At 47.5% G+C, this 17,280-nt stretch carries 11 protein-coding genes, 17 tRNA genes and 3 rRNA genes; 5 read left to right on the forward strand and 26 right to left on the reverse strand.

Annotated elements, in window-relative coordinates; genetic code table 11:
- Positions 1 to 437 precede the first annotated feature (437 nt).
- Complete coding sequence (locus ACR8BL_RS14890; RefSeq protein WP_434748396.1) at positions 438 to 1,355, forward strand: LysR family transcriptional regulator; 918 nt, start codon at positions 438 to 440, stop codon at positions 1,353 to 1,355.
- Positions 1,356 to 1,493: 138 nt separating this feature from the next.
- Positions 1,494 to 2,354: a hypothetical protein gene (locus tag ACR8BL_RS14895; protein WP_434748397.1), complete on the forward strand. Its 861-nt coding sequence runs from the start codon at positions 1,494 to 1,496 to the stop codon at positions 2,352 to 2,354.
- Between the two features lie 250 nt (positions 2,355 to 2,604).
- Here the strand turns inward: ACR8BL_RS14895 and ACR8BL_RS14900 are convergent.
- The 22 genes from ACR8BL_RS14900 to ACR8BL_RS15005 form a co-directional block, all read right to left on the reverse strand.
- Positions 2,605 to 2,675: transfer RNA gene (locus ACR8BL_RS14900), tRNA-Gly, on the reverse strand.
- Positions 2,676 to 2,686: 11 nt separating this feature from the next.
- Positions 2,687 to 2,760: transfer RNA gene (locus ACR8BL_RS14905), tRNA-Pro, on the reverse strand.
- A gap of 15 nt (positions 2,761 to 2,775) precedes the next feature.
- Positions 2,776 to 2,852: transfer RNA gene (locus tag ACR8BL_RS14910), tRNA-Arg, on the reverse strand.
- 6 nt (positions 2,853 to 2,858) lie between these two features.
- Positions 2,859 to 2,933 (reverse strand) — tRNA-Gly (locus ACR8BL_RS14915).
- Between the two features lie 8 nt (positions 2,934 to 2,941).
- A tRNA-Leu gene (locus ACR8BL_RS14920) sits at positions 2,942 to 3,029 on the reverse strand.
- Positions 3,030 to 3,041: 12 nt separating this feature from the next.
- Positions 3,042 to 3,114: transfer RNA gene (locus ACR8BL_RS14925), tRNA-Lys, on the reverse strand.
- A gap of 8 nt (positions 3,115 to 3,122) precedes the next feature.
- Positions 3,123 to 3,197 (reverse strand) — tRNA-Gln (locus tag ACR8BL_RS14930).
- A gap of 13 nt (positions 3,198 to 3,210) precedes the next feature.
- Positions 3,211 to 3,286: transfer RNA gene (locus ACR8BL_RS14935), tRNA-His, on the reverse strand.
- Between the two features lie 93 nt (positions 3,287 to 3,379).
- Positions 3,380 to 3,455: transfer RNA gene (locus ACR8BL_RS14940), tRNA-Thr, on the reverse strand.
- Between the two features lie 21 nt (positions 3,456 to 3,476).
- Positions 3,477 to 3,554, reverse strand: a tRNA-Asp gene (locus ACR8BL_RS14945).
- Between the two features lie 27 nt (positions 3,555 to 3,581).
- Positions 3,582 to 3,655 (reverse strand) — tRNA-Met (locus ACR8BL_RS14950).
- Positions 3,656 to 3,670: 15 nt separating this feature from the next.
- Positions 3,671 to 3,746 (reverse strand) — tRNA-Val (locus tag ACR8BL_RS14955).
- A gap of 7 nt (positions 3,747 to 3,753) precedes the next feature.
- Positions 3,754 to 3,825, reverse strand: a tRNA-Glu gene (locus ACR8BL_RS14960).
- 17 nt (positions 3,826 to 3,842) lie between these two features.
- Positions 3,843 to 3,934 (reverse strand) — tRNA-Ser (locus tag ACR8BL_RS14965).
- Position 3,935: 1 nt separating this feature from the next.
- Positions 3,936 to 4,011: transfer RNA gene (locus tag ACR8BL_RS14970), tRNA-Asn, on the reverse strand.
- Position 4,012: 1 nt separating this feature from the next.
- A tRNA-Ala gene (locus tag ACR8BL_RS14975) sits at positions 4,013 to 4,088 on the reverse strand.
- Positions 4,089 to 4,115: 27 nt separating this feature from the next.
- Positions 4,116 to 4,189, reverse strand: a tRNA-Ile gene (locus tag ACR8BL_RS14980).
- A gap of 57 nt (positions 4,190 to 4,246) precedes the next feature.
- Positions 4,247 to 4,363: ribosomal RNA gene (rrf, locus tag ACR8BL_RS14985) — 5S ribosomal RNA — on the reverse strand.
- Between the two features lie 95 nt (positions 4,364 to 4,458).
- Positions 4,459 to 7,384 (reverse strand): 23S ribosomal RNA (locus ACR8BL_RS14990).
- 366 nt (positions 7,385 to 7,750) lie between these two features.
- Positions 7,751 to 9,306 (reverse strand): 16S ribosomal RNA (locus ACR8BL_RS14995).
- Together the 16S, 23S and 5S rRNA genes with 17 tRNA genes alongside form the textbook arrangement of a ribosomal RNA operon.
- A gap of 590 nt (positions 9,307 to 9,896) precedes the next feature.
- Positions 9,897 to 10,880, reverse strand: coding sequence for an arginase (gene rocF / locus ACR8BL_RS15000; RefSeq protein ID WP_434748398.1), 984 nt, complete (start codon positions 10,878 to 10,880; stop codon positions 9,897 to 9,899).
- Positions 10,881 to 10,935: 55 nt separating this feature from the next.
- Complete coding sequence (locus tag ACR8BL_RS15005; RefSeq protein WP_434748399.1) at positions 10,936 to 12,132, reverse strand: ornithine--oxo-acid transaminase; 1,197 nt, start codon at positions 12,130 to 12,132, stop codon at positions 10,936 to 10,938.
- A 484-nt stretch (positions 12,133 to 12,616) separates the two neighbouring features.
- On the opposite strand from ACR8BL_RS15005, the gene ACR8BL_RS15010 reads away from it, so the two are divergent.
- Positions 12,617 to 13,261 carry a GntR family transcriptional regulator gene (locus ACR8BL_RS15010; protein ID WP_434748400.1) on the forward strand — a complete coding sequence of 215 codons (645 nt, stop codon included), beginning with the start codon at positions 12,617 to 12,619 and terminating at the stop codon, positions 13,259 to 13,261.
- Between the two features lie 106 nt (positions 13,262 to 13,367).
- Here ACR8BL_RS15010 and ACR8BL_RS15015 read toward each other — a convergent pair whose 3' ends face one another.
- Positions 13,368 to 14,099 carry a class I SAM-dependent methyltransferase gene (locus tag ACR8BL_RS15015; RefSeq protein ID WP_434748401.1) on the reverse strand — a complete coding sequence of 244 codons (732 nt, stop codon included), beginning with the start codon at positions 14,097 to 14,099 and terminating at the stop codon, positions 13,368 to 13,370.
- A gap of 165 nt (positions 14,100 to 14,264) precedes the next feature.
- Here ACR8BL_RS15015 and ACR8BL_RS15020 point away from each other — a divergent pair, with 165 nt between their 5' ends.
- Positions 14,265 to 14,624 (forward strand): hypothetical protein, encoded by a 360-nt coding sequence (locus ACR8BL_RS15020; protein WP_434748402.1) that lies wholly within the window; start codon positions 14,265 to 14,267, stop codon positions 14,622 to 14,624.
- 216 nt (positions 14,625 to 14,840) lie between these two features.
- Here ACR8BL_RS15020 and ACR8BL_RS15025 read toward each other — a convergent pair whose 3' ends face one another.
- The 3 genes from ACR8BL_RS15025 to ACR8BL_RS15035 all read right to left on the reverse strand — a co-directional run bounded on the left by ACR8BL_RS15025 (position 14,841) and on the right by ACR8BL_RS15035 (position 16,131).
- Positions 14,841 to 15,068 (reverse strand): cold-shock protein, encoded by a 228-nt coding sequence (locus ACR8BL_RS15025; protein ID WP_434748403.1) that lies wholly within the window; start codon positions 15,066 to 15,068, stop codon positions 14,841 to 14,843.
- A gap of 187 nt (positions 15,069 to 15,255) precedes the next feature.
- On the reverse strand, positions 15,256 to 15,456 hold the full coding sequence (locus ACR8BL_RS15030) for a cold-shock protein (protein WP_017691122.1): 201 nt from the start codon (positions 15,454 to 15,456) through the stop codon (positions 15,256 to 15,258).
- 438 nt (positions 15,457 to 15,894) lie between these two features.
- On the reverse strand, positions 15,895 to 16,131 hold the full coding sequence (locus ACR8BL_RS15035) for a DUF6953 family protein (protein WP_434748404.1): 237 nt from the start codon (positions 16,129 to 16,131) through the stop codon (positions 15,895 to 15,897).
- Positions 16,132 to 16,559: 428 nt separating this feature from the next.
- On the opposite strand from ACR8BL_RS15035, the gene ACR8BL_RS15040 reads away from it, so the two are divergent.
- The gene (locus tag ACR8BL_RS15040) at positions 16,560 to 17,231 is read left to right on the forward strand and encodes a phosphatase PAP2 family protein (RefSeq protein WP_434748405.1); all 672 of its coding nucleotides are present in this window, start codon (positions 16,560 to 16,562) and stop codon (positions 17,229 to 17,231) included.
- The last annotated feature ends 49 nt before the right edge of the window (positions 17,232 to 17,280 follow it).

Below are 17,280 nucleotides of genomic sequence, written 5' to 3' on the forward strand. Positions count from 1 at the left end.
GTCCTCTTTACTAAACTTTTTGCGTACCTCTTGGACTAATCTCTTGTTTTACTCTGTTATTATGTTTCTCTCTTATTTCGATTTCTTCTGTCGCTCTGGCTTTAACATATCTCGTTTATGTTGCTCTGTTTGAGCTTATTCCCTTTGCACTGCTCTTGTAATACCTTGATGTATAGCTTTCTTGTAGTGTGCTTGTAATGCTTCCATGTGTTGATTATGTGTTACTTACTTGTCGCCTCTCTTGTACTGTTCTCAGTCTAATGCCCGCCTTCGTGAGTTGTTTGTTATGTTTGTAAAATGAGAATTAACTTTTTAGATGAATTCTGTTGATATTCATAGATTAAATCTATAGATAGGCATGATATGATCCTACATCGAAAGTTTGAGATCATCTTGATTGACCGGGTAGTTTTAGAAACGAGAGGAGTGTGGAGAGCTTGAACCTGATCAAATTGCAAATTGTCGAGCTGATCGACAAGCATCATCATATGACAAGTGTGGCCGAGGTACTTGGCATCAAGCAGCCTACCGTTACCTTTCATATGAAGTCACTGGAGGAAGAGATGGGGGTACGTTTATTTGAATCGCGCAGTGGAAAAACATTTCTGACCGAAGCTGGACAAGCTTTGCTTCATTATTGCGTCAAAATCAACGCCTTGACCCAGGAGGCTCGCCGTGTAGTCAAGGAATACGACAGCCTTTACCGAGGCACGCTCCATATTGGAGCAAGTTATGTTCCAGCTACATACCTGCTACCGGCCATGTTTCATACGTTTTCTCAAGAATTCCCTGGCATTCAAATTGTGTTGTCCGTCAAACCCGCTCCTGTCATCCGCGAGATGGTAATCCGACATCAACTTGATCTGGGCATCATCTCATCCGAGCCATTTGTTGGCCCGGTTTTGCACGCAGAAACGCTGGGCGAGGATGATCTTGTGCTCATCTGCTCCCCACAGCATGGGCTGGCCCAGAAAGAATCGTTGCAACCTGAAGATATCGCACAGGTGCCTTTTGCTTTACACGGGGATGAGTCCAGTACGCGAAGACTGACCAATCAATGGCTTGCACAGCATGATATCCGGCTACGGAGCACCGTGGAGATGGACTCTCTGGAAGCCATCAAACAGCTCGTTCTACTCGGCGGTCATATCTCGTTCATGTCTAGGATGGCCGTACAGTGGGAGGAGCGGCAAGGCATCATTCAGGTGCTTCCCATTCCGGGAGAGCAAGCACCACGTCATATCTACACCGTGCACAACAGGGATCGCCACCCTTCTGTTCAAGTCAATCGGTTCATCGAAGTGCTGCGAGAGGTCAGGGTCACGCCGCCTGTGATGCATCAGCCTATCGCTTGAACCTATATAAACTATCACTGGCCATTCATGAAATCTATGCAGGGTTAACGTAATTTGCACTCCCCGTTAATCGCGCTCATATTCTCGGACGGTAAAGTGGGGTCTGTACGTTAATCCAGATTAGGAGAGTGATTGGTTTTGAAAAAGTGGAAAAAGGTAACTGCCTCGTTGATGCTAAGCATCGTCACCCTGGGAAGTGGATTGACATTTCTGGACACGCCGCAGGCTTCCGCTGCTGCCAACGCCGTTCCCGCATACGAAGTGAAGTTCATGGCGAAGCCGGAGCTTGTATTAAACACGAATGGAACACCACGCAGTGAGGTTATCCAGACTCTTGGCCTGAATGCCACACCACGAAACATCAACGTGGAGTACTTTGACACCAACGCTCTCGGATTAGATGCCCAGGGTTGGAATGTTCGTTTTCGTAAAAAGGATGACAAAAACAACTATGAGTTAACCTACAAAAAACGTTATCCTGTCATTAACGGAGATATTGATGCAGCATTGACCCTTGCCAACCAGGAAGGCTTTGATAAATCAGACGATAACTATGAGGCCGAAATTGACTGGGGATATAGCAAACAGACCCTAAGCTTCTCCAATACGAAAAAAGTAGATACTACAACGACAGGTACCCAGCTGCCTTCAGAGAAAAACGCTTTGAACCTGCTTTTGGACAAGCTGCCCGGTAAATTGAAAAACTGGTCTGCCTCCAACTGGGGCAAACAACAGCTTACACAGGCCCGTGCCTATGGCCCAATCACCTTCCAACGGTATGAAGGTACATGGAACGGTCAGGAGCTTACCCTGGAAGTATGGCCAATCCGCAACGCAGCAGGTACGGGTATTGAAAATATCGTCGAGGTTTCATTCAAAACAGACGACTCAGCAGCCGTTTCAGGACTACGTAGCCAGTTGCTGCAACTTCTTCAAAACAAAAATTGGCTAATCCCCGCCGATGGCCTGAAGACTCAGACAATCTTGGAAAGATATTAATACCAGAAATTCCATTTTGTAAATCGCATATAAATAGTCGATCAAAGACAAATAAGCTCCTATCTGCCAAAACAGAAAAGGAGCTTTTTGTCTATCCTTAATGATGTTTTATGAGGTTAATCGAACACGTTTTCAAAAACGTTGTTCCTTCAGCCTCAGCACTGCTGTAGCCTTTCAAACAAACAGATCTAACACTTAGGTCAAATATAAAAAAAGCCCTGCACATTGCGGGCTTTTTACTGAATCATTAAGCGGGTGATGGGAATCGAACCCACGCTATTAGCTTGGAAGGCTAAAGTTCTACCATTGAACTACACCCGCATAAACAAAAATCGGGATGACACGATTTGAACATGCGACCCCCTGGTCCCAAACCAGGTGCTCTACCAAGCTGAGCTACATCCCGATATGAACGAAATAATGGCGCGCCCTGAGAGATTCGAACTCCCGGCCTTTTGATTCGTAGTCAAACGCTCTATCCAGCTGAGCTAAGGGCGCAAATATTGGAGCGGAAGACGGGAATCGAACCCGCGACCCTCGCCTTGGCAAGGCGATGCTCTACCGCTGAGCCACTTCCGCATAAATATTGGTGCGGTCGAGAGGACTCGAACCTCCACGGGGGGTTAGCCCACACGGACCTGAACCGTGCGCGTCTGCCAATTCCGCCACGACCGCAAAATATGAAAGTGAGTCATGAAGGATTCGAACCTTCGACACCCTGATTAAAAGTCAGGTGCTCTACCAACTGAGCTAATGACTCATGATAAATGGCTGGGGATATAGGATTTGAACCTATGCATGACGGAGTCAAAGTCCGTTGCCTTACCGCTTGGCTAATCCCCAATATAGAAAACTATGGGGCGATCGAGGGGAATTGAACCCCCGAATGCCGGATCCACAAACCGGTGCGTTAACCACTTCGCCACGATCGCCATAAGAGTTAAACATACATGCATGAGTTTTTAGTATTACCACCAGAGCTTATATTATACACTGTATAAACAGCTTAATGCAAAATACTAAAATGGTGCCGGCGAGAGGACTTGAACCCCCAACCTACTGATTACAAGTCAGTTGCTCTACCAGTTGAGCTACACCGGCATGGTGTAAAGTATTAAAAAATGGCGGAACCGACGGGATTCGAACCCGCGATCTCCTGCGTGACAGGCAGGCATGTTAGGCCAACTACACCACGGTTCCAGATCACTTTCGCTTAGGAAAGTTTAATTGCGGGGGCAGGATTTGAACCTGCGGCCTTCGGGTTATGAGCCCGACGAGCTACCGGGCTGCTCCACCCCGCGTCATTAAAATATATATGGTGGAGGCTGAGGGGATCGAACCCCCGACCCTCTGCTTGTAAGGCAGATGCTCTCCCAGCTGAGCTAAGCCTCCGTAATTATGACCCGTAGGGGATTCGAACCCCTGTTACCTCCGTGAAAGGGAGGTGTCTTAACCCCTTGACCAACGGGCCTTGCTAAAAAAGTATTATGGCGGAGAGAGAGGGATTCGAACCCTCGAGACGCTTGTGACGCCTACACGATTTCCAATCGTGCTCCTTCGGCCAGCTCGGACACCTCTCCATGGCTCCCCGAACAGGACTCGAACCTGTGACAACTCGATTAACAGTCGAGTGCTCTACCAACTGAGCTATCAGGGAATGGTGGAGCCAAGCGGGATCGAACCGCTGACCTCCTGCTTGCAAGGCAGGCGCTCTCCCAGCTGAGCTATGGCCCCATTCATGTACTTCTTATTTAATTACTATGGGCCTTGGTGGACTCGAACCACCGGCCTCACCCTTATCAGAGGTGCGCTCTAACCAACTGAGCTAAAGGCCCGTATGTTCATCCTATTTCCCTATCATTGGGGGCAAAAAAAATACCCCAAAGGGAATCGCTTGGCGGCGTCCTACTCTCCCAGGACCCTGCGGTCCAAGTACCATCGGCGCTAGAGGGCTTAACGGTCGTGTTCGGGATGGGTACGTGTGGAACCCCTCCGCCATCGCCACCAAACGCGATTGGTCGAAGCATAGCTTCTTCCATTCATCAGAGTGTTGTTCTCTGAAAACTAGATTCGAAACGAAACTTACGCAAACTCAAACGTGCTATTGGATAAGCCCTCGACCGATTAGTACTGGTCAGCTCCATGCATTGCTGCACTTCCACCCCCAGCCTATCTACCTCGTCGTCTTCAAGGGGTCTTACATACTGGGAAATCTCATCTTGAGGGGGGCTTCACGCTTAGATGCTTTCAGCGCTTATCCCGTCCGTACATAGCTACCCAGCGGTGCTCCTGGCGGAACAACTGGTACACCAGCGGTACGTCCATCCCGGTCCTCTCGTACTAAGGACAGCTCCTCTCAAATTTCCTACGCCCACGACAGATAGGGACCGAACTGTCTCACGACGTTCTGAACCCAGCTCGCGTACCGCTTTAATGGGCGAACAGCCCAACCCTTGGGACCTACTTCAGCCCCAGGATGCGATGAGCCGACATCGAGGTGCCAAACCTCCCCGTCGATGTGGACTCTTGGGGGAGATAAGCCTGTTATCCCCAGGGTAGCTTTTATCCGTTGAGCGATGGCCCTTCCATGCGGTACCACCGGATCACTAAGCCCGACTTTCGTCCCTGCTCGACTTGTAGGTCTCGCAGTCAAGCTCCCTTATGCCTTTGCACTCTTCGAATGATTTCCAACCATTCTGAGGGAACCTTTGGGCGCCTCCGTTACTCTTTAGGAGGCGACCGCCCCAGTCAAACTGCCCACCTGACACTGTCCCCGTACCCGATGAGGGCACCAGGTTAGAACCTAGATACGATCAGGGTGGTATCCCAACGGTGCCTCCACACAAGCTGGCGCTCATGCTTCTAAGGCTCCCACCTATCCTGTACAGATCGTACCCAAATTCAATATCAAGCTGCAGTAAAGCTCCATGGGGTCTTTCCGTCTTGTCGCGGGTAACCTGCATCTTCACAGGTATTAAAATTTCACCGGATCTCTCGTTGAGACAGCGCCCAAGTCGTTACGCCATTCGTGCGGGTCAGAATTTACCTGACAAGGAATTTCGCTACCTTAGGACCGTTATAGTTACGGCCGCCGTTTACTGGGGCTTCGGTTCACAGCTTCGGATTACTCCTAACCACTCCCCTTAACCTTCCAGCACCGGGCAGGCGTCAGCCCGTATACTTCGCCTTACGGCTTCGCACAGACCTGTGTTTTTGCTAAACAGTCGCTTGGGCCTTTTCACTGCGGCCCCCTCGTGCTATTCACACTACCGGGGCACCCCTTCTCCCGAAGTTACGGGGTCATTTTGCCGAGTTCCTTAACGAGAGTTCTTCCGCGCGCCTTAGAATTCTCTTCTCGCCTACCTGTGTCGGTTTGCGGTACGGGCACCTTCATCTGGCTAGAGGCTTTTCTTGGCAGTGTGAGATCATGACCTTCGCTACTGTAATTTTCGCTCCCCATCACAGCTCAGCCTTACGATGTGCGGATTTGCCTACACATCAGCCTTACTGCTTAGACGGACATCCATCAGTCCGCGTCACTACCCTACTGCGTCCCCCCATTGCTCGTAACGATTTACGGTGGTACAGGAATTTCGACCTGTTGTCCTTCGACTACGCCTTTCGGCCTCGCCTTAGGTCCCGACTTACCCTGAGCGGACGAGCCTTCCTCAGGAACCCTTAGGCTTTCGGCGGATCAGATTCTCACTGATCTTTTCGTTACTCATACCGGCATTCTCACTTGTATAATGTCCAGCGCTCCTTACGGTACACCTTCAACCCTTATACAACGCTCCCCTACCCCTGATGCAATGCATCAAGCCATAGCTTCGGTGGTGTGTTTAGCCCCGTTACATTTTCGGCGCAGAGTCACTCGACCAGTGAGCTATTACGCACTCTTTCAATGGTGGCTGCTTCTAAGCCAACATCCTGGTTGTCTGTGCAACTCCACATCCTTTCCCACTTAACACACACTTGGGGACCTTAGCTGATGGTCTGGGCTGTTTCCCTTTTGACAATGGATCTTAGCACTCACTGTCTGACTCCCGGAAGTAAGTCTATGGCATTCGGAGTTTGACTGAGCTTGGTAACCCTTGCGGGCCCCGCACCCAATCAGTGCTCTACCTCCACGACTCTGTTTTCCGAGGCTAGCCCTAAAGCTATTTCGGGGAGAACCAGCTATCTCCGAGTTCGATTGGAATTTCTCCGCTACCCCCACCTCATCCCCGCATTTTTCAACATGCGTGGGTTCGGGCCTCCAGTGCGTGTTACCGCACCTTCACCCTGGACAGGGGTAGATCACCCGGTTTCGGGTCTACGTCCACGTACTATGGCGCCCTATTCAGACTCGCTTTCGCTGCGGCTCCGGCTCTTCACCTTAACCTTGCACGGGAACGTAACTCGCCGGTTCATTCTACAAAAGGCACGCCATCACCCCTAAAACGGGCTCTGACTTTTTGTAAGCACACGGTTTCAGGTTCTATTTCACTCCCCTTCCGGGGTGCTTTTCACCTTTCCCTCACGGTACTGCTTCACTATCGGTCGCTAGGAAGTATTTAGCCTTGGCAGATGGTCCTGCCGGATTCATACGGGGTTTCACGTGCCCCGCACTACTCGGGATCCGTCTCGGAGGGAACCAACTTTCAACTACAGGGCTTTTACCTTCTTTGGCGGGCCTTTCCAGACCTCTTCGCTTAACCGGTTCCTTTGTAACTCCATGTGAGACGTCCCACAACCCCAAAGAGCAAGCTCCTTGGTTTGGGCTTCTCCGCGTTCGCTCGCCGCTACTGACGGAATCACTATTGTTTTCTCTTCCTCAAGGTACTTAGATGTTTCAGTTCCCTTGGTATGCCTCTACACAACCTATGTATTCAGTTGTGAGTAACTGGATATTACCCCAGCTGGGTTTCCCCATTCGGACATCCCCGGATCAAAGCTTGCTTACAGCTCCCCGAGGCAGTTTCGTTGTTCGCCACGTCCTTCATCGGCTCCTAGCGCCTAGGCATCCTCCGTGTGCTCTTAGTAGCTTAACCATGACGCTCGTGTTCGAGTTGTCGCTCCGCTTGGTTTGCTTGCGCAAATCCAAAAGTCGCTCCATTTCGATCACTCGCTCCAGCAATCTACCTTATAAAACACTTCACTTGTTTGCACAAGATCAGCTTAAAGGAATGTTCTAATTCGCGTTTGTTTCGTTTCGATATCTAGTTTTCAAAGAACAAATCGTTTCATTCGGGCCGTTCACAAGAAGTGTCGGTCGAATAAACGAGAAGTGTTGAGAGTTTGAGCTCTCAAAACTGAGCAACGAGTGAGTTGAAAGCTTTACGAAGTAAAGCTCGCTTCGGAAGTATACTTCCTGAAGACTTTTTGAATGTTTCCACGCGGGAAACGATTCTCCATAGAAAGGAGGTGATCCAGCCGCACCTTCCGATACGGCTACCTTGTTACGACTTCACCCCAATCATCTATCCCACCTTCGGCGGCTGGCTCCTTGCGGTTACCCCACCGACTTCGGGTGTTATAAACTCTCGTGGTGTGACGGGCGGTGTGTACAAGACCCGGGAACGTATTCACCGCGGCATGCTGATCCGCGATTACTAGCAATTCCGACTTCATGCAGGCGAGTTGCAGCCTGCAATCCGAACTGAGACCGGCTTTGCTGGGATTGGCTCCATCTCGCGATTTCGCTGCCCGTTGTACCGGCCATTGTAGTACGTGTGTAGCCCAGGTCATAAGGGGCATGATGATTTGACGTCATCCCCACCTTCCTCCGGTTTGTCACCGGCAGTCTATCTAGAGTGCCCACCCGAAGTGCTGGCAACTAAATATAAGGGTTGCGCTCGTTGCGGGACTTAACCCAACATCTCACGACACGAGCTGACGACAACCATGCACCACCTGTCTCAACTTTCCCCGAAGGGCACCTGATGCATCTCTGCTTCGTTAGTTGGATGTCAAGACCTGGTAAGGTTCTTCGCGTTGCTTCGAATTAAACCACATACTCCACTGCTTGTGCGGGTCCCCGTCAATTCCTTTGAGTTTCAGTCTTGCGACCGTACTCCCCAGGCGGAGTGCTTAATGTGTTAACTTCGGCACCAAGGGTATCGAAACCCCTAACACCTAGCACTCATCGTTTACGGCGTGGACTACCAGGGTATCTAATCCTGTTTGCTCCCCACGCTTTCGCGCCTCAGCGTCAGTTACAGCCCAGAGAGTCGCCTTCGCCACTGGTGTTCCTCCACATATCTACGCATTTCACCGCTACACGTGGAATTCCACTCTCCTCTTCTGCACTCAAGTCACACAGTTTCCAGTGCGATCCGGGGTTGAGCCCCGGGATTAAACACCAGACTTACATGACCGCCTGCGCGCGCTTTACGCCCAATAATTCCGGACAACGCTTGCCCCCTACGTATTACCGCGGCTGCTGGCACGTAGTTAGCCGGGGCTTTCTTCTCAGGTACCGTCACCTTGAGAGCAGTTACTCTCCCAAGCGTTCTTCCCTGGCAACAGAGCTTTACGATCCGAAAACCTTCATCACTCACGCGGCATTGCTCCGTCAGGCTTTCGCCCATTGCGGAAGATTCCCTACTGCTGCCTCCCGTAGGAGTCTGGGCCGTGTCTCAGTCCCAGTGTGGCCGATCACCCTCTCAGGTCGGCTACGCATCGTCGCCTTGGTGAGCCGTTACCTCACCAACTAGCTAATGCGCCGCAGGCCCATCCCCAAGTGACAGATTGCTCCGTCTTTCCAGTTCCCTTCAGGCGAAGAAAACAAGTATTCGGTATTAGCTACCGTTTCCGGTAGTTGTCCCAAGCTTGAGGGCAGGTTGCCTACGTGTTACTCACCCGTCCGCCGCTAACCGTCCGAGAAGCAAGCTTCTCTTCAAGCCCGCTCGACTTGCATGTATTAGGCATGCCGCCAGCGTTCGTCCTGAGCCAGGATCAAACTCTCCAATAAAGTATTGAAAAGAGCGATAAGCTCATTTTGAATCTGACGAGATTAAAAATCTCATTTGTGCTCCAGTCGATCCAAGCCAAGGCTTGTCTCATACTTTCGCGTTCATTCTGCAAGCAGAATGTTTACTCACTCGTTGTTCAGTTTTCAAAGATCAAACTTGTTCAGTTGCTTTCATCAATTCGTTTCAGCAACTTTTATATCATATCATTTCCAAACCAACTTTGCAAGCTCTTTTTTTAAGTTTCTTTCGAAGCTTGTTTTCAGTTGCTTGCCTCACTTTTTAAAGTGTGTTTTCTTGGCCGGAATTAGAATATACCATGTATGATATCTCAATGCAAGACTTTATTTTATAATCATCATAATTTTCCTCAAGGGCCCACTTCTCTACAGAACTACTATGATTCTTTCTAACATTAACTCCCCCTCCTCAACGGACCCAACATTAATACAGACATATCTCAACATATCAAAACAACAAAGGAGTCACGTATACGATCTACCGTAATCTTCGACCTTTAACGTAACTCCCCTGCCTTACATAGTTTATAGATCATACTGCTCTTTTTTCCCTCTCAACTTTTATCTTTCTTCTATAGAATAGACTTGCCTAACAAGGATGATATCAATCCAACACCAAGTCTCGCCGTATGCCGGTTCTGATCAAGCAGTGGATTTACCTCAACCAGTTCCATGGATACCACTTGATTGCTTGAAGCTAAACACTCCATCGCAAAGTGCGCTTCCCGATAACTCAACCCACCCGGCACAGGTGTCCCTACCCCTGGCGCTTCACGAGGATCAAGGCAATCCATATCAAAACTGACATGAATACCGTCCGTTCCCTCTCCTGCGATAACCATGGCTTGATCCATGACTTGCTGCATACCCATCCGATCAATATCATGCATCGTAAAAGCCCGAATACCCAAAGCTCGTATCTGCTCTTTCTCATAGTCATCCAGATCACGAAGCCCGACATATACCAAATTAGACGGTTTAACAAAAGCACCTGCACCTTTGATCTTTGACAAGTTAAAGGCCGAATGTCCCAAAAATGCAGCCACACTCATTCCATGCATATTACCTGTCAGGCTATGTTCTTCCGTATTTAAGTCTGCATGAGCATCAAACCAGATCACACCTAGATTGCTGTAATGTGCAGTTAATCCTGCCAGAGTACCAATGGCTACACTATGGTCTCCCCCAAGCACAAGCGGAAAGGCTCCATCTTCTAAAGCAGCCGATATTTCATGACAAACGAATTCACTTACCTGCCGAACCTCACTCAGATACTTTACTGTCTTGCGCCCCGCTGGAATAGCGGGCTGTGTAGGGCAATCCACACGCACTTCCTTGGACAAGAGAAACCCTAAACTCGCAATTTCTCGCTTCAACCCGGCGGTGATCAGTTCATCCGGACCCAACTCGGCTCCATTTCTCGCACCAGCTAATCCAAAAGGAACTTTGATAAGAGCTACCTCATTGTAACGAGTCCTTACGTGGCGGGTATACTGACGAGACAAATCATCATGCACCACTCGCTCCCCTGCAGCCAAAATATCCTCATTCTTCACCGGTATCAGCTCCCTTTTCATCATTATGGAACTACAACTATGAAGTCCTTACAACTCAAACATCATGCAGCACCTCTCTGATGATCTCTATAGCCCAATCAATCTCAGATTTCTTAATGGTTAGCGGAGGTGCAAGACGAATCGTGGTTTCGTGGGTTTCCTTGCAAAGCAGACCAGCAGACATCAGGCGTTCACAGTAAGGTCGGGCAGAGCCATGGAGCTCAACCCCGATGAATAAACCTCTGCCCCGAATTTCCCGAATAGCAGTGCTCTTGATACCTGCAAGTTGTTCCATAAAATAATTTCCCAGTTCCTCTGAGCGCTCCGCAAGTTTCTCATCTTCCAGAACATCCAGAGCGGCAACGGCTACTGCACAAGCGAGCGGATTACCCCCAAATGTGGAACCGTGTGAACCCGGTTCAAACAGGTCCAGGATGTCCGCTTCGGCAGCAATTGCCGAAATCGGCATCACACCGCCTCCAAGTGCTTTGCCCATAATCCAGATATCCGGTTCAACATGATCCCAATCGGAGGCAAATCGGCGTCCCGTTCTTCCGAATCCAGTTTGAATCTCGTCCGCCATAGTCAAGACTCGCTGCTGTCTGCATATCGCAAACGCCTCTGCCAAGTATCCATCCGGTGGGATAATAATCCCTGCTTCGCCCTGAATCGGTTCAACCAGGAAACCTGCCGTATTCGGTGTGATGGCTTGTTTTAATGCCTCCAGATCACCGTAAGGAATGATTCGAAATCCTGGTGTGAACGGCCCGAAGTCCTTTTTATATTCAGAAGATGATGAAAAAGAAGTAACCGTCAAAGTTCTGCCATGAAAGTTGCCAGAGCACACAATGATTTCAGCCTGATTTTCGGGTACTCCTTTGCAACGATATGCCCATCTTCGCACAGCCTTTATTGCTGTCTCGACTGCTTCTGCACCCGTGTTCATGGCTAATATTTTGGATTTGCCCGTAAATGCAGATAGTCTTTGATAAAAAATTGCTGCAGAATGGCTGTGAAATGCCCGCGATGTCAATGTGACCTTATCCGCCTGATCTTTCAACGCTTGAATAATGACAGGATGTCTGTGCCCATGATTCAGTGCAGAATAGGCACTTAACATATCCATATAACGGCGGCCTTCAGGATCTTCTACCCATACTCCTTCTGCCCGTTCAATAACAATAGGAAGTGGATGATAGTTAGGTGCAGCATACGTTTCCGACCATTGGATGAACATCTCGGTATCCGGCATTCCTTCACAACCTTCCGCATAATATTGTATACAAAATACAGTAACAGTGTATGCAAGCTGATCTGCGTTTACGACTTGATTCCACTTTTTCCGCAATCACCCAGTCTGAAAACTCTTGGGTCAACATTTGACAACCAACATTAGTATCCTCTGAAGATGAAACGCACACCCCATATAAAAGATTTCGGAATGTATTACTATTAAATCTGTATACAATATACATACTATGATATACATGGATACACCAACAATACTAGCAAACCTATACGTGTATGACAACGCTTTTTAGAACATTTTTACACTTTAATTCCATAAAATGTTTTTCGTTTCAACTCTCATCATACATCAATCCAGGAACAAACTCGCTTGCCCAACTCCCCCCTCGATGGTAAGATGATAAAAACTTGAAACACCTCGAACGGCGCGTCCTGTATAGCTTTATAACCATTTATCATCACCATACATATAGAAGGGAGAACTTGGTATGGAGGTACCTAAATACCGTTCCTTGAAAGATCACGTCTATGATTACATCGCCCAGAAGATCCAAAACGGGACACTTCTTCCCAACCAGAAGATTAACGAAGCCGAGATCTGCAAAAAGCTGGACATCAGCCGCACCCCTACCCGGGAAGCTTTATTTCAGTTGACCTCGGACAATCTGCTGCAATATATTCCACGCAGGGGATTTATTGTTGCGCCTTTTGACACAAGCAAGAAACTTGAATTCTCACAAGCGATTGGTGTGCTGGAGGCACTGGCCGCCACGCTGGCAGTGGATCATCTCAAACCATCCGAACTTAAAGAAATGGAAGCTCTGGTCAACCACATGGATGAAGACATCAACCAGCTTGATCTTGCTGCATACAGCAAACATCAGTATTTGTTTCACAACCTGTACATTCAACGCTGCGGCAATGCGACCGTTATTGAAATGTTAAACACACTTAAGAACAGCTTTATTCGCCAGTCGTATGTCAGCGATAACAAGCCAAAATTATCCGAAGTGCTGCACGAAGTCAATGAAGAGCACCGGCAGATTTTAAATGCGTTTCGTGCCAAGGACCAACCACAGCTCGAAGCACTTCTCAAACATCACTGGCGTATCATTGATAACGACATGCTGTAACATATCACCTTTGTTAAACATAGATTTACTTGGCACATCTCTCTACGGCACCATACCCATACCAAATGAGGCAACTCACATCATAACGAATGTGAGTTGCCTTTTTTTATTTATGCTTAGCTTCAGAAGGAACTCTCGCCGTGAATACGGCATATCCCAGCCTTTTGCCGTATTTCATAAGCAACCGGTCATTGGTACGACTCATCCGCTGTACATTTTCATCCTCCAGCCAGTTCATATCCATCTCACGCAAAGGGTCATGATCGACACCCCACTTCCCCATCTTACGTGAGTGCTCTTTAACTTCAATGTTAGAAAATCCGTATTCCCTCAGTCGTTTCTTCCAGCCCAATACAGTGGCGAGTGTTCGTATCCCATAAAATTGTTTCAGCTTTCGGCTCATCAGATCCGTTTTTCTTCCCGACAGGATCATTTCGCGATCTACAAGCAGCCCTCCAGGCTTCAGTACTCTCGAATACTCGGACAGTGCCTTACGCCACGGTGTAAAGATCGTAACTGATTCGATAAATACCACGTCTACATGGTTATCTGGTAAAGGCAGTGCGGCAACATCGGCTTGAATAAAACGCACATCAACCCGCTCTTTACGAGCACGCCTTACCGCTTTATCCAACATGTGACGGTGAAGATCAACTGCCGTTACACGGCAGCCATGCCGAGCTAAATGACACGCTGTTCTTCCTGTGCCACATCCAATCTCCAGAATATGGACCCCTGCCGGTATTGATAACGTATCGAGCAGCTGCAGAGTTGCCGAGAATCCGCCAGGATGAGCACTCCCTTCCCCCAAACGAGCAAGCAAATCATGATAATCCACGACTCCCCCTCCTCCCCTCTCCCTCCAGTCTATGGAATAAACCGAAAAACGGCTCCTGACTATGAAGATAACCGGGTACTCGTCCATACCAATTCACTCTATTCCTACTATGATATACAAACCGTTGATTTCAGGCGGCAAACCGCAATTACGAGGGGGATATGCATGCACAGAATTCATCCGGTATGTGAAGAAAACGTATCACCGCATGTGGGACGTCCAGTCTGTCTTGTCATGAAAGACGGCAAGCATATGTATGGCACACTTGGAGGTTGCCGGGATGGAAAGGTATACCTGAATGAATCCTTTCAAGGTCCACGCTTGTGTTCTGTCCAATCCAAGCAACAACTTCGCAGAGTCAGTAAAAAGAAATTATCATCAGCCAGAAAAGCCAAATCTTCAGCTTATGGTGGCTACCCATATGGTGGTGGATACGGCGGTTATGGTGGTGGTTACGGATACGGGGCAGGTTATGATGTCGCCCTGATCGCTACATTATTCCTTCTTCCGTTCCTGTTCATCTAGATTTCCATAACGGAAAGCTGTTGCAATAATATTAACAAACGACAAAAAAACCTCTTCATGTTCGCTCATAGAACACGAAGAGGTTCCTTTTTCTTGTAACAAAAAAGGCATCCGCCTTAAACGAATGCCAGGAACTTCATATTTAATCCCATACCTCTGTACCAGATGTGCAATTTATCTAAAAAAAAACACCTCGTGAGAGGCGGGTAAGCTATATTAAATCCGATTTCCTTTAGACATCGTTTTCAGGTTACTATTCGAATTCTCAAGCAATGGCAGCATCCTAGTCGTACTAACCATTTCAGAAGCACATATTGGACAAGTAGGTACGTTATCAAACGCAAAATTGTCCCGCATCCATCCTTTGCACGTATCACTCGTACATTCCCAGATTGCTGCATCTGCTTGTGGAATCTCTTCCAACGGTTTTTTGCGATTATACATGACTTCTACCCCCTTTGTTATGGAAAAACATCTTACCGACGTTATTGCACAGAAGCCAATACTTAGCGGAAGTATAACATCCATCGGACTTCTGCCTCGACAACTTTTGGGCCAGTTTTCATCTATTTAATCAAAAAAAAGAAGCTGCCTTTACCATTATGACATGTTAAAGGCAGCTATGCTTTAATTACAGTTTTACAACTTCTTCTGCTTGAGGACCACGGTTTCCTTGTACAATTTTAAATTGCACGCGTTGACCTTCGTCCAGCGTTTTGAAGCCATCGCCTGTAATAGCGCTGAAGTGTACGAATACATCTTCTCCGCCTTCAACTTCGATGAAACCGAAGCCTTTATCAGCGTTGAACCATTTTACTGTTCCGTTTTGCATGTGAATTACACCTCCAAATAAAGATTAACATGTTCCTTTGTTCTTTGCAGCAAGCAAATAAAAATTCACACATTGAAAAAGGTACCAGTCATAAACTATAAGTGATCGCCCTTTACAATATATGAATTAGGTTTTCAACTCCGTACAACTTGATTCTTAGTATACCTCTAATCCGTTCAAAAAGCAAATCATTGTATTTTCTTTTCAAACAGCTTTGGAAATACATGTTTATTTAACTCCCTGAACAAAACGATCTGTGTTATTCCCTCAAAGCGATCTTATGTGTGCGGTCTTATGAAAGGATATGCAGTTCCAATCCAACTTATACATGATTTGCGAAAAAGTTCTGTCCGTGCATATCCAACATGTTCAAGCTAGAACTACGTCTATACTAATTTAAAATTCACAAAAAGCCAAGCTACCAAGCAACCATTCCATCTAGGTCCATGCCCAAATAAACGCATCACGGTCCCAAGCAACTCGCCCGCCATGCAGCTTGCGAAACGCTTTTTTCACCTCTTTGGACAAGGAAGCATTGCCATTTTCGTTAACAAAAACGAACTGCTCTCCAAAATGAGTTCTTACATATTCGATTGCTGCCTCCTGACGAAGCGTGCCCGTAAACTTAATCTCACCAACCATCCATTCAGCCACTTCCTGTGCTGTCTTTTCCATTATTTCACCTGCCGTTCTTTCGTTACACGGTGGTCAGACCTCACTTACCTGTCTTGCACCTGTCTGAAGTATACCACGCAAGCTGGATAGAGGGTAAACAAACAGACATGAATATTAGAACATGGGATGCAGACCAGCCTTTCAAAATCTCACAAGGCAAGTGTACCCAATCCACAGCGATCATAATATAATACTTTGCATGATCAGCTTCTCCATTTGGATAAAAACATAAAAAGTAACAAAAAAGAGACTTATCGAATTGTGTTTTACCCTAAAATCAGGTATGGCTTTCCCCCCTGCCTGTCCATTATAGTAATACTTAAGTTTTTGGATGCAGGGGCGCTTGATCTATTTAGCGTCAAATGACTATGAGACTTGGAGAATTATGAATTGATTTCTATATAGCTTATTAAATCAGGGAGGATTTTATGAGAGCATTCTTTCAACGCTGGGGACATCTGCTGGCCATTCTATGTATACCGCTTCAAGGCTCGATTTATATGTTCCTGGGCAGCCAAGCGGGAGATGATGTATTTTACAATTATGCCTGGATTGATACACAGATTCCTTTCATTAAAGAATTTATTATTCCATATGTCAGCTGGATGCCTATTCTATATCTGAGCTTTCTATATCTGGGTCTAACGAACAAGTCGCTGTTTTGGCGCACATTGATCATTTATAACGTAGGGGTGATGGCAGCCAATGTTTGTTTTGTGCTTTTCCCTTCGTATGTACCTCGCCCGGAAGTGAGTGGTACAGATCTAAGTAGTCTACTTGTGCAATTCATCTATTCCAATGATGCGCCTGTGAACTGTTTCCCAAGCGTACACTGTCTTACAAGCTATATGTTGTTCATCATTCTCAACAGACATCTGAACGTCAAGCCTGCAGTGCGGATCTTTGGCTCGGTCTGGTTATGGCTGATTATTGCTTCAACTGTGTTCGTTAAACAGCATTCCCTGCTGGATGTCGTTGGCGGCATTGCATTTGCTGAAGCAGCCTACTGGACAGTCCATGTCTTTGCCAAACGTCTGGGGCAGGCTCGGAAGGGCAGCAAGCAGCCGCTTAGAGCTACACAACCAAGCCAAAATGCATAACACGGTTCATGAAAAGCGATTTACAATGATGGCGTGGCACATCACACAT

The organism is Paenibacillus amylolyticus, assembly GCF_051136285.1.
GTDB lineage: Bacteria > Bacillota > Bacilli > Paenibacillales > Paenibacillaceae > Paenibacillus > Paenibacillus amylolyticus_F.

Bases quoted from the DNA above. Each gene is read 5' to 3' on its own strand.
- ACR8BL_RS15005 (WP_434748399.1), bottom strand. From the start codon at position 12,132: ATGCCGGATACCGAGATGTTCATCCAATGGTCGGAAACGTATGCTGCA.
- ACR8BL_RS15010 (WP_434748400.1), top strand. From the start codon at position 12,617: ATGGAGGTACCTAAATACCGTTCCTTGAAAGATCACGTCTATGATTAC.
- ACR8BL_RS15020 (WP_434748402.1), top strand. From the start codon at position 14,265: ATGCACAGAATTCATCCGGTATGTGAAGAAAACGTATCACCGCATGTG.
- ACR8BL_RS15025 (WP_434748403.1), bottom strand. From the start codon at position 15,068: ATGTATAATCGCAAAAAACCGTTGGAAGAGATTCCACAAGCAGATGCA.
- ACR8BL_RS15030 (WP_017691122.1), bottom strand. From the start codon at position 15,456: ATGCAAAACGGAACAGTAAAATGGTTCAACGCTGATAAAGGCTTCGGT.
- ACR8BL_RS15035 (WP_434748404.1), bottom strand. From the start codon at position 16,131: ATGGAAAAGACAGCACAGGAAGTGGCTGAATGGATGGTTGGTGAGATT.
- ACR8BL_RS15040 (WP_434748405.1), top strand. From the start codon at position 16,560: ATGAGAGCATTCTTTCAACGCTGGGGACATCTGCTGGCCATTCTATGT.